Source organism: Streptomyces goshikiensis (assembly GCF_014650555.1).
GTDB classification, from domain to species: Bacteria; Actinomycetota; Actinomycetes; order Streptomycetales; family Streptomycetaceae; genus Streptomyces; species Streptomyces goshikiensis.
Map to the genome: position 1 here is coordinate 662,550 of NZ_BMVE01000003.1, position 12,694 is coordinate 675,243.

The window sequence follows — 12,694 nt, forward strand, 5'->3', positions numbered from 1 at the left end:
CACGTGAGTGAACTGGTGAAACGCCTCAGCGAGTCCGACAACCCGGTCGTGCTCGGCGACGCGAGCCTCTCCGGCGCCGAACTGTACGCCCGCATCACCCGGCTGCGGACGGTGCCGCTGACCTTCCCCGGCACCCGGGGCGGCACCACCCTCGACCTCGCGGTCGACGCCGGCCGCACCGTCCTCGACACCGCCGACTTCACGGCGGGCACGGGCCGGCTGCACATCGAGGGGACCCTGACGCTGAACCGCGTCCCCGTCCGCTGCACCGCGGACATCGACCTGGCCTCCCGCGCGGGGACCGGGCGGATGTCCGACGCCCGCCAGGCCCGACAGGAGACCGCGTGAGCAGCATGACCGCCGAAGCCGTACGGGCGAGGATGACGGCCCTCTTCCGGGACGTCCTCGACCAGCCGGAGCTCGCCGCCGACGGCGACTTCTTCGACCACGGCGACTCACTGCTCGCCGCGCGCCTCATCATGCGGGTGCGCGTCGAGTTCGGACAGGAAGTCCCGCTCGCCTGGATCTTCGAGGGCCGGACCGCGGCCGCCCTCGCCGACCGGCTGACCGGAGCCGACACGGAACTCCCGCGGGCCGCGGCGCCCCCGCCGATCCCGCGGGCCGACGGGCAGCGCCCCCTGCGGCTGTCGCACGCGCAGGAGCGGCTGTGGTTCCTGAACCAGCTCGACCCCGACGACCCCGCCTACAACGAACCGCTCGTCTACCGCGTACGGGGACCGCTCGACACGGCGGCGCTCCGTACCGCCCTCCGCCGTGTGGTCGACCGGCACGAGGCGCTGCGCACGACGTTCGTCCTGGACGGCGACGCCCCCGTGCTCTGCGTACTGGAGGACGTCGACCCCGGCCTGGACACCAGGGACCTGCGCGAGGAGTACGCCGAGGGCGGTGACGCCTGGCTGCGCGGGTTCCTGCGCGCGGAGATCCGCCGCCCCTTCGACCTCACCGCCGCACCCCTCGTGCGCGCCCACGCCTTCCGACTCGGCGAGGACGCGTGGGCCCTGCTCTTCACGCTCCACCACATCGCCACCGACGGCTGGTCGAACTCCCTCTTCCTCGACGAGATCAGCAGCGGCTACCGGCAGGCCGCCGGACCCGGCGGCACGCCCCTGCCCGAACCCCTGCCCGTCCGCTTCTCCGACTTCGCCCAGTGGGAACGCGACACGGTGAGCGGGAACCCGGAGAGCGGGCTGCGGTTCTGGGAGGAGGAACTGCGCGGCGCGCCGCTCGCACCGGCGCTGCGCACCGACACCCCGCGGGGCAGTGGCACCACCACGCTCGGCGACGCGCTCCTGTACGACCTCGACGCCGCCAGGGCCGGCCGGCTCGCGGAGACGGCCCGCCGGTGCGGGGTGTCCACGTACTCCCTCTCCCTGGCCGTCTTCACCCTGCTGATGCACCGCTGGACGGGCGAGGCCGACATCGTGGTGGGCACGCCCGTCGCCAACCGCCCGCACCCCGATCTGGACCGCCTGATCGGCTTCTTCGTGAACACGCTGCCGGTCAGGTCCACGTACGAGGGCCGGGAGACCTTCGCCTCCTACGCGGCGCGGATCGAGGCGACCGTGCGCCGGGCCGTCGAGCACGAACGGGTTCCCTTCGACCGCATCGTGGGCCGGCTCGGCGGGGGCGGCCAGAGCGGTCACCAGCCGCTGGCGCAGGTGGTGTTCGCCTTCCAGAACGACTTCGACCGCAGGCTCGCCCTGGAAGGCCTGGACGTCGAGTTCTTCCCCGTGCCGAACGGCTCCGCGCGGTTCGAGATGACGATGTTCATGGCCCAGGTGCCGGGCGGCGTCATCGAGTGCGAACTCGAATACAACACGGACCTCTTCGCCCCGGAGACGGCCGAGCGGTTCTTCGCCGTCTACCGCACCCTGATGGACGGCGTGCTCGACGACCCGCACCGCGCGCTCGCCGAGTACGGCCTGGTGTCGCACGACGAACACCTGCGCCTGCGCGGATGGAACGCCACCGACCGGCCGTTCCCCGCCGACCGGTGCCTGCACGAACTCATCGAGGAACGCGCGGCGTCGGACCCGGACGCCGTGGCCGTGGTGCACGGGCACGAGCACCTTGACTACGGGGCGCTGGACGCCTGGGCGAACCGGCTGGCCCGGCACCTGCGCGCGCGGGGCGCCGGCGCCGACACGGTCGTCGGGATCTGCATGGACCGCTCCGTCGAGATGGTCGCCGGGCTGCTCGGCATCCTCAAGGCGGGCGCCGCCTACCTGCCGCTCGACCCCGGCTCCCCCCGCAACCGGCTGGGCACCATCGCGCGGGACGCCGGCTCCCACTGGTGCCTCACGCTCGAACGGCACCGCGACAGCGTCCCCGAGGTGGAGCACACCGTGTTCCTCGACTCGGACCGGGAGGCGATCGAGGCGCACGACGCGACGTCTCCCGCAGCGGTCGTCCACCCCGACGACCTGGTGTCCGTCTACTACACCTCCGGTTCGACCGGCCGGCCCAAGGGCGTCGCCAACACCCACCGGGGCTGGGTCAACCGCATGGCGTTCATGCAGCGCCTGCACGGCCTGCGGCCGGGAGAGACCGTCCTGCACAAGACCACCCTGAGCTTCGACGACTCGGCGCTCGAAATCTTCTGGCCGCTGATGGCCGGCGGCCGGATCGCCCTCATCGACCCCGGACTCCACCGCGACCCGGGGGAGATCCTCGACGCGGCCGTCCGCAGCCGCACCGTCCACCTCCAGGTCGTCCCGAGCATGCTGGCCATGATGGTCGACCACGTCGACCCCGGTCACCGCGAGCTGCTGAGCGCCCTGCGCACCACGGTGTCCAGCGGCGAGGCCCTGTCGGGAGAGCTGGTGCGCCGCCACCACGAGGTCCTGCCCGGCGCCCTGCACAACACCTGGGGCGCCACGGAGGTCTCCATCGACTCCACCACGCACACCTGCACCGCCGCGGACGTCGACACGGCCGGCGCGGTCAGCGTGGGCCTGCCCTTCGACAACAACCAGATCCACGTCCTCGACGGACTCCACCGGGAAGTGCCGGTCGGCGTCGTCGGTGACCTCTACATCGGCGGGACCGGGCTCGCCCGGGGATACCTCGGGGACCCGGCCAAGACGGCGGCGGCGTTCGTGCCGAGCCCGTACGCCCCGGGCGAGCGCATGTACCGCACGGGCGACCGGGGATACCGCCGTCCGGACGGCACGCTCATGTTCGTCGGGCGGTCCGACCACCAGGTCAAGATCCGCGGCATGCGGGTCGAACTCGGCGAGATCGACGCCGTGCTCACCCGGCACCCCGGGGTCAAGGAGGCCCTCACCGTCGTCCAGGAGACGGCGTCCGGGCTGAAGCGGCTCGTGGCCTACGTGGTGGCGGACGGCGGGAGCTCCGGTCCGGCGCCCGAAACGGTCCGCGCGCACGTCGCCGCGTACCTGCCGGACTACATGGTCCCGTCGTTCGTCCTGCTCCTCGACGCCTTCCCGCTCACCCCGAACGGCAAGGTGGACCGCAAGGCGCTGCCCGAGCCGGACCGGCTGCGGGACTACTCCGAACTGGCCTTCGTACCGCCCGAGGGGCCCGTCCAGGAGAACCTCGCCGAGATCTGGGGCGACATCCTGGGCGTCGACAAGGTCGGCGTGCTCGACAACTTCTTCACCCTGGGCGGCCATTCCCTGGTCGCCACCCGGCTGGTCTCCCGCGTCCGCCGGCGCTTCGGGGTGGACCTGCGCCTCCAGGACGTCTTCGGGATGCCCACCATCACTGCGATGGGGGACGAGGTGGAACGCCTGCTGGCCGAACGCGTGAACAGCATGACCGAGGACGAGGTCAGGGAGCTGTTCGAGCAACTGGGCGGCTGAGCCCCGTACCGCCTCCGTCCGACGCCGGACCCATCCGACAGCAGAGGGGAAAACCACCCATGTCCAATCCGTTCGAGGACACCGACGGCACCTTCTACGTCCTGGTCAACGCCGAGGGACAGCACTCCCTGTGGCCGGCCTTCGCCGAGGTCCCCGCGGGCTGGGAGACGGTCCACGGAGAGGCGGACCGCGAGTCCTGCCTGCGCTACGTCGAGGAGTCCTGGACCGACATGCGGCCGCGGACGCTCATCGAGGCCACCGACGGCAACCCGCGGTGAACGCGGCTCCGCTTCCACGTCCTTGCCTTCCTCCCTCCCTTCCTCCTCCAGCGAGCACTGACACCCACGGAGTTCGGTCATGACCACCGTAGTTCTGGACGCGCGGGACATAGCCCGCATCATCGGCACCGTCGGCCGGCACGAGGTGATGGACCAGGTCACCGACCGCCTCCTCGCCGCCTTGCGCGCGCTGGCGAAAGGCGAGGCCGGCCACACCCCGGCGAGAGGCGGCTTCACCAGGGAGGCCAACGGCCTGGGCTGCCTGGAGTGGATGCCGCACCACGAACCCGGCAAGAGCGTCACGCTCAAGACCGTCGCCTACTCCCCGGGCAACCCCGAGCACTGCTCGTTGCCCACCATCCTCGGCACCGTCGCCCGCTTCGACGACGTGACCGGCCGCCTGGAGGCCCTCGCCGACGGCGTCGTGCTCACCGCGATCCGCACCGGCGCCGCCTCGGCCGTCGCCAGCCGGCTGCTCGCGCGCCCCGACAGCCGCGTCGTCGGCCTGATCGGCGCGGGCGCCCAGGCCGTGACGCAACTGCACGGCCTCAGCCGGGTCTTCGACATCGGCGAGGTCCTGGTCCACGACGTGGACCCGCGCCACGCCGCGAGCTTCCCGCAGCGGGTGGGGTTCCTCGGCCTCGACGTGCGGATCGCACCCGCGCAGGAGGTCGTCGCCGCGGCGGACATCCTGTGCACCGCCACCTCGGTCGAGGTCGGGGCCGGCCCGGTCTTCCAGGACGTGGACGTACGGGAACACCTGCACATCAACGCCATCGGGGCGGACCTGCCCGGCAAGACCGAGCTGCCGAAGGACCTGCTGGAGCGCTCGTTCGTCTGCACCGACCACGTCGAGCAGGCCCTGCGCGAGGGCGAGTGCCAGCAACTCGGCGCGGACGGGATCGGCGCGCACCTGGCGGACCTGTGCGCCGAGCCCGCGCTGGCGCACCCGTACCGGTCGCGCACCACGGTCTTCGACTCCACCGGGTTCGCCCTGGAGGACCACGTCGCCCTGGACGTCCTCCTGGAACTGGGCGCCGAACTGGGCCTCGGCACCAGGATCGACATCGAGTACCACCCGGCGGACGCCCTGGAGGTCTACCCGCCGATCCAGGCCGGTGACCGGCTCGTCGGGACCACCGCCGGCTGAGCCCCGGCCCACCCGCCCGTGGTCCGCCCCGCCGGGGGCGAGCGCATCCGGGGCCGCGCCGGAGGCAGCGATCGAGAGAAGAGGAATTCCCGTTGAGTGCAAGCCAGTCGGAGGCCACGGCCACGAGCGGGCCGGACGACGAAGCCGCCGGCCAGGACTTCTACGTCTTCCCCGCCTCGCGGGCCCAGAAGCGCATGTACTTCCTCCAGGAACTTGCCGGCGACGCGTCGACCTACCACGTGCCCCTCTTCTACACGCTGACCGGCGCCGTCGACGAACAGGCACTGCGGGAGGCCGCCCAGGGCCTCGTGGACCGGCACGAGGCCCTGCGCACCCGCTTCGCCGTACGCGACGGAGAACTGCTGCAGCTGGTCAGCCCCGAGAGCCGGGTGGAGTGGCGGGTCGAGGACGTCGCCGACGACGACGCGGCCGTCGAGCGGTGGGTGCGCCGCGAGAGCGACCGGCCCTTCGACCTGCTGGCCGGGCCGCTGTTCCGGGTCGCGCTGCTGCGCAGGTCCGCCCGGAAGTCGGTGCTGCTGGTCGACACGCACCACATCGTCACCGACGGCTGGTCCACGGGAATCATCCTCGCGGAACTGTCCCGGGGGTACGCGAGCCGCGTCGCGGGCGCCCCGGACGGCCAGGAGCCCCCGGAGGTGCAGTACGCGGACTACTCCGCATGGCAGGACGAGTGGCTGGACAGCGCGGCCGCCCACCGCCAGGAACGCTACTGGCAGGAGCGGCTCGCCGGTGAGCTGCCGCTGCTCGAACTGCCCACCCCCCGGCCGCGGCGGCAGGACGCCCCCGGGCCCGGCGCCGCGGGGATCCACGTGTTCCCGCTGCCGGGCCGGGCCGTGGACACGCTGCGCGGCCTGTGCCTGGAGGCCGGCGGCACCCTGTTCATGGGGCTCCTCGCCGCCTTCGACGTGCTGCTGAACCGCTACACGGGGCTCGACGACATCCTCGTCGGCACCCCCATCGCCAACCGCAACCGCGAGGAGTTCGAGAACGCCGTCGGACTGTTCGTCAACACCACCGTCTTCCGCTCGGACCTGTCGGCCGATCCGACCTTCCGCGAGCTCCTGGGGCAGGTCCGCGACCGGGTCCTGGAGGCCCAGGACCACCAGGACCTGCCGTTCGAGCGGCTGGTGGAGATGAAGAACCCCGAGCGCGGGGCGGCCGCGTCACCGGTGTTCCAGGTGATGTTCGGGATGAACCGCGCCGGAGACCTGTCCTGGACCCTGCCGGGCGTCGAGGTGGAATGGCTCCCGACCCCCCTGTCCCGGGCCAAGTTCGACCTGCTGCTCGACGCGACCGACGGACCGGAGGGCGTCGAGTGCTCCTTCGAGTACCGCGCCGACCTGTTCGGCGAGCAGACCATCGGCCTCCTGGCCGAACACCTCGCCGTGCTGGTCGGGAGCATCGCGGCCGGCCCCGACCTGCCCGTCTCCCGGCTGCGCCTGCTCACCGGCCCCGAACTCGCACGACAGGCCCCGCCCCCGCCCCCGGCGGAGGACCGCACGGCCGCCCCGGCCCTGTGCCACGAACGCTTCGGCCAGTGGGCGGCGCGCACCCCGGACGCGGTCGCGGTGGTCGACGGCGACACGCACCTCACCTTCGGCCGGCTGGAGGCCCGCGCCAACCAGCTCGCCCACCACCTGAAGGCCGCCGGCGTCGGGCCGGGGCACCTGGTGGGCCTGAGCGTGAACCGCAGCGCCGACCTGGTCGTCGCGATCCTCGGCATCCTCAAGGCCGGCGGGTGCTACGTCCCCTTCGACCCCGCCTATCCGGCCGAGCGGCTCCGGTTCATGGCCGAGGACTCGGGCGTGAGCACCCTGCTGGCCGGCGAGGGCGTCCCGGTGTGGTGGGACGGGAGCACCGCCCGGGTCGTCGACCTGGCCGCCGAGGCCGCCGCGATCGCCGCGCAGCCGCGGACGGCCCCGGCCGTCGAGGTGAGCGGGGACGACCTCGCGTACGTCATCTACACCTCCGGCTCCACCGGCCGGCCCAAGGGCACGCTGATCCCGCACCGCAACATCGCCCGGCTGTTCTCCGCCACCGACCACTGGTTCGGCTTCGGCCCGCAGGACGTGTGGACCCTGTTCCACTCCTACGCCTTCGACTTCTCGGTGTGGGAGCTCTGGGGGGCGCTGGCGCACGGCGGCCGCCTGGTCGTGGTCCCGTACGAGACGAGCCGCGACCCCGAGGCCTTCCACCGGCTGCTGCGCACCGAGCGCGTGACCGTGCTCAACCAGACCCCGTCGGCCTTCTACCAGCTGATGCGGGCCGACAAGGAGGCACAGTCAGACCAGCCCGCCCCGCTCGCGCTGCGCCTGGTCGTGTTCGGGGGCGAGGCCCTGGACCTGCCGGCCCTGCGCGACTGGTTCGAGCGGCACGGGGACACGGCCCCGCGGCTGGTCAACATGTACGGGATCACCGAGACCACGGTGCATGTGACCTACCGGCCGATCACCCTGCGCGACCTCGACGAGGGCCGCGGCAGCGTGATCGGCACGCCCATCCCGGACCTGCGGCTGTACGTCCTCGACCGGCACGGACGCGGCGTTCCCACCGGTGTCCCCGGAGAGCTGTACGTCGGCGGGGCCGGGCTCGCGGACGGCTACCTGAACCGCCCGGAGCTGACCGCGGAGCGTTTCGTACCGGCGCCCTTCGCCGGCCACGGGGGCGAACGCCTCTACCGCACCGGCGACCTCGTACGCCTCCTGCACGACGGCGACCTGGAGTACTGCGGACGCATCGACCGCCAGGTCAAGCTGCGCGGCTTCCGGATCGAACTCGGCGACATCGAGGCGGCGCTCAGCTCCCACCCGGAGGTCGTCGACTCCGTCGTGCTGCTGCGCACCGACGCGGCCGGCCACCCCCAGCTGGCCGCCTACGCGGCCGCGCCGGTGAAGGCGACGGCGCCGGCGCCCGACGCGCACGTCCTGCGCGCCCACCTGGCCGCGCTGCTGCCCGAGCACATGGTCCCCGCCTCGTACACCGTGCTGCCCGCCTTCCCCCTGACCGCCAACGGCAAGGTCGACCGCGCCGCCCTGCCCGAACCGCGCGGCGCGCAGGGCCCCTCCCCGGCGGAACACGCGCCGCCGCGCACCCCCGTCGAACGCGCGCTCGCCGACATCTGGAGCGAGGTCCTCGGGCAGCGCGTCGGCATCGACGACGGCTACTTCGCCCTGGGCGGCGACTCCATCCGCAGCATCCGGCTGCTGGCCCTGGCGCGCGAGGCGGGCCTGGACTTCAAGCTCACCGACCTGATGACCCGCCAGACCATCCGGAGCCTGGCGGAGGCCGTCACGCCGACCGCTCCGCGCGAGGGGCCCGAGCGGCGGCGGGAACCGTTCGCGCTGCTGTCCCCGGCGGACCGCACCCTGCTGCCGGACGGCCTGGACGACGCCTACCCGATGACGCGGACGCAGCTGGGGATGCTGTTCCACAGCGGACTCTCCGCCGACGGCACGGCCGAGTACCACAACACCTCCACCTACCGCATCCGGGCCCGCTGGGACGTCGCCGCCTGGCGGGCCGCGGTGAGCGAGACCATCGGCCGGCACGACATCCTGCGGACCTCCTTCGACCTGCACTCCCTCTCGGAACCGGCGCAACTGGTGCACCGGGACGTCGAACCGCCCGTCACCTTCGAGGAGCTGGACCACCTCGGCCCCGAGGCCCGGCGCGCGGCAGTCGAGGCCCGTACCGCGCGGGAGGCCCGGCAGCCGTTCGACTGGCAGCGGGCGCCGCTGATCCGGTTCCACGTCCAGCGCCTCACGGACGACACGCTCCAGCTGTTCATCACCGAGCACCACGCCATCCTGGACGGCTGGAGCGAACGGTCCCTCTTCGCCGAGCTCCTGCTGCGCCACGCCGCCGCGCTCGCGGGCACCGGGCGCCCGGACACCACCCCTCCCGCCTCGCGCTTCGCCGACTTCGTGGCGCTGGAGACCGCCGCGCTCGCCGACCGGGACACCGCGGCGTACTGGGAGGCGGAGCTGGACGGCGCCTCGCTCACCCGGCTGCCCCGGCCGGCGCTGCCCCCGGGCCGCACCGGCCCGGCCGCCATGGGGTTCCACGAATCCCCGCTCGACCCCGAGGTGACCGCCGCCCTCCCGGGACTCGCCGCACGCCTCGGAGTACCGCTGCGCTGCGTGCTGCTCGCCGCCCACCTGCGGGTGCTCAGTCTGCTCAGCGGGGCCGACGACGTGGTCACCGGCGTCGTCTACAACGGCCGCGGCGAGGAGCGCGACGCCGACCTGACCCTCGGCGTCTTCCTCAACACCCTCCCGTTCCGGGGCCGTCTCACCGGCGGCAGCTGGACCGAGCTGATCGAGCGGACGGCCCGCCAGGACATCGCCGTCCAGCCCCACCGCCGCTATCCGCTGCCGGAGATCATGCGGCGCACCGGCGGGTCGGAACTGTTCGAGAGCTTCTTCAACTACACCCGGTTCCATGTGGAGAACACCCTCGCCGGGCAGTCCGAGGTCGTCGTCCTGGAAGCGGAGGGCTCCGCGCCCACGCACTTCCCCTTCGGCGCGGAGTTCGCGGTCGGCGGCGCCGACGAGCACCTCACCCTCGGCCTGCGCTACGACACCGGACAGTTCCACGAGGAGCAGATCGCCTCGTTCCACGGCCACTACGCCGCCGTGCTCGCCGCCATGGCCGGTGACCCCGAGGGAAGCCACGAGGACGCGGACCTGCTCCCGGCCGCCGAGCACGAGCGGATCGCCGCCTGGAACGCCACCGCCGTGACCTACGACCGGCCCCACGTCCTGCACGCCCTGATCGGGGAACAGGTGCGCCTGCGGCCGGACGCGCCCGCCGTCCGCCACGAGGGCGAGGAGCTGAGCTACCGCGCCCTCGACGAACGGGCCGGCCGGCTGGCGGGGGCCCTGCGCGCCCACGGCGTGGCCCGGGGCCAGTTCGTCGGCCTCCACATGGAGCGCTCGCTCGACCTCTCCGTCGCGCTGCTCGCCGTCCTCAAGGCCGGGGCCGCCTACGTCCCGCTGGACCCGGACCACCCCGACCTGCGCCTGCGCCAGGTCCTGGGCGCCGCCGGGATCTCCGTGGTCCTCGCGGCCGGACCGGGCGCCTCCCGGCTCGACGGGGTCCCGGGGATCACGGTCGTACGGGCGGAGGCCGGGCAGGACCCGGCCGAGGGCACCCCCGAGCCGGTCCCCGCCGCCCCCGAGGACCCCGCCTACATGATCTTCACCTCGGGTTCGACCGGCACGCCGAAGGGCGTCGTGGTCTCCCACCGGGCCATCTGCAACCGGCTGCTCTGGATGCAGCAGGAGTACGGCCTGGAGGTGGGGGAGCGGGTCCTGCACAAGACCCCGTACACCTTCGACGTATCGGTGTGGGAGCTGTTCTGGCCGCTGCTCGCCGGCGCGACGCTGGTGCACGCCCGGCCCGGCGGGCACCGGGACCCCGCCTACCTCGCGCGGCTGGTGGGCGCCGAGCGGATCACCACCGCCCACTTCGTCCCCTCCATGCTCCAGGCGTTCGTCGAGGAACCCCTGGCCCGCGGGTGCACCGGCCTCACCCGGGTCATCTGCAGCGGTGAGGCGCTCCCGTACGACCTCCAGACCCGCTTCTTCTCGGTCCTCGGCGCCGAGCTGCACAACCTGTACGGCCCCACCGAGGCCGCCGTGGACGTCACCGCCTGGCGCTGCCGGGACGACGGGCGGACCGTGGTGCCGATCGGCCGCCCGATCGCCAACATGCAGACCCACGTCCTCGACCGGCGCGGGCACGCCGTACCGGTCGGCGTCACCGGCGAGCTGCACCTCAGCGGCGTGGGACTGGCCGACGGCTACCACGGCCGGCCCGACCTGACGGCGCGGAGCTTCATCCACCACACCGACCGCCGCGGCGTCCGGCGGCGCATGTACCGCACCGGGGACCTGGCCCGCTGGCTGGCGGACGGCACCCTCGAATACCGGGGCCGCACCGACTCCCAGGTCAAGCTCCGGGGATTCCGCATCGAGCTCCAGGAGATCGAGGCCGTCCTCGCCGGGCACCCGGCGGTCGCCGAGTGCGCCGTCGTCCTGCGCCAGGACCGGCTCGTCGGCTACGTCGTCCCGGCCGCCGGCGCGGACCCCGACCCGGCGGACACGGCCGGGTACCTGCGCGAGCGGCTGCCCGCCTACATGGTCCCCACCGCCTGGATGCGGATCGACGCCATGCCGCTCACCGCCAGCGGCAAGCTCGACCGCAAGGCGCTCCCGGAACCCCCCGCGGCCACGCCCGCCCGCGCGGACGGCCCCGCGAGCCCGCCCTCGGACGCCCACGAGGAACGGCTGCTGCGCCTGTGGCGGCGGCTGCTGGACGCCGCGGACCTCGGCGTCCACGACGACTTCTTCGCCCTCGGCGGGCACTCGCTCCTCGCCGTGCGCCTGGTCTCCCTGATCAACGCCGAGTTCGGCGGCGAGCTGGGGGTGGCCGCGGTCCTCGAACACCCCACGATCGCCGGCCAGGCGGCGCTCCTGAAGCGGGCGCCGGGCGCGGCCGGCGGCTCCGCGGACCTCGTGACGATGGGCGGCCGGGGGCGCCGGATCCCGCTGTTCCTCGTCCATCCCGTCGGCGGCGGGGTGACCTGCTACCGCGAGGTGAGCGCCGCCCTAGGCGACGAGCAGCCGGTGTACGCGCTGCCCGCCCCCGCCCTCGCCGAGGGCGGGGCACCGCCCGCCTCGGTCGGGGCCCTGGCGGAGCACTGCCTCCGGGCCGTACGCGCGGTACGGCCCGAGGGGCCCTACGCGGTCGGCGGCTGGTCGTTCGGCGGCCTGGTCGCCCACGAGATGGCCTGCCGGCTCGCCGACGAGGGTGAGGACGTCGCACTGCTCGCCATGATCGACAGCGGTTTTCCGCAGGGCGGGCCGCCGCCCGAGGAGCCCGAACTCCTGAGGGCCTTCGCCGTGGACGTACTGGGTTCCGCCGGCCGGGACCCCGACGCCGCGCTGCCGGCCGACGCGGCCGCGCACGCGCGGGCGGGCCGGGTCGACGAGGCCCTCGACGCCCTCGCCCGCCACCTGGACGCCGGGGCCACGCCGGCCGACGGCGAGGCCGACACCCTCCCCGGCACCCGGCTAGGCCGTCACTACGAGGTGTTCCGCACCAACCTCCGGCTGGCGGCGGCCCACCGGCCCCGCCCCTACACCGGGGCGGTCAGGTTCTACCAGGGAACGGACGGCGCCCGTACCGGTTCCGCCGCGAGCTGGGCGCCCTGGACGCCCGGCCCCGTGGTGCTGCGCGAACTCAAGGCCGATCACTACGACATCGTGCGCGCCCCGCACGTCAAGGCGGTGGCCGACGACCTCGGCGCGGCCCTCGCGGACGCCACGGAGGCCACGGCCGGCACGGACGCCGTGGACACGGCCAGGACCTCCCCGACTTCCCACTGACGAACCAGC

The 12,694-nt window shown here is 73.7% G+C and carries 5 protein-coding genes; all 5 read left to right on the forward strand.

The window, feature by feature from the left end; genetic code table 11:
• Positions 1-3: 3 nt before the first annotated feature.
• The 5 genes from IE248_RS13180 to IE248_RS13200 all read left to right on the forward strand — a co-directional run bounded on the left by IE248_RS13180 (position 4) and on the right by IE248_RS13200 (position 12,685).
• The gene (locus IE248_RS13180) at positions 4-348 is read left to right on the forward strand and encodes a hypothetical protein (protein ID WP_008742236.1); all 345 of its coding nucleotides are present in this window, start codon (positions 4-6) and stop codon (positions 346-348) included.
• A gap of 5 nt (positions 349-353) precedes the next feature.
• Complete coding sequence (locus IE248_RS13185; protein ID WP_229895299.1) at positions 354-3,845, forward strand: non-ribosomal peptide synthetase; 3,492 nt, start codon at positions 354-356, stop codon at positions 3,843-3,845.
• Positions 3,846-3,904: 59 nt separating this feature from the next.
• Positions 3,905-4,123 (forward strand): MbtH family protein, encoded by a 219-nt coding sequence (locus tag IE248_RS13190; RefSeq protein ID WP_037799074.1) that lies wholly within the window; start codon positions 3,905-3,907, stop codon positions 4,121-4,123.
• Positions 4,124-4,202: 79 nt separating this feature from the next.
• Complete coding sequence (locus IE248_RS13195) at positions 4,203-5,273, forward strand: ornithine cyclodeaminase family protein (RefSeq protein WP_190030795.1); 1,071 nt, start codon at positions 4,203-4,205, stop codon at positions 5,271-5,273.
• A 92-nt stretch (positions 5,274-5,365) separates the two neighbouring features.
• A complete protein-coding gene (locus IE248_RS13200) occupies positions 5,366-12,685 on the forward strand; it encodes a non-ribosomal peptide synthetase (RefSeq protein ID WP_190030796.1) in 7,320 nt (2,439 codons plus the stop codon).
• Positions 12,686-12,694: the final 9 nt, after the last annotated feature.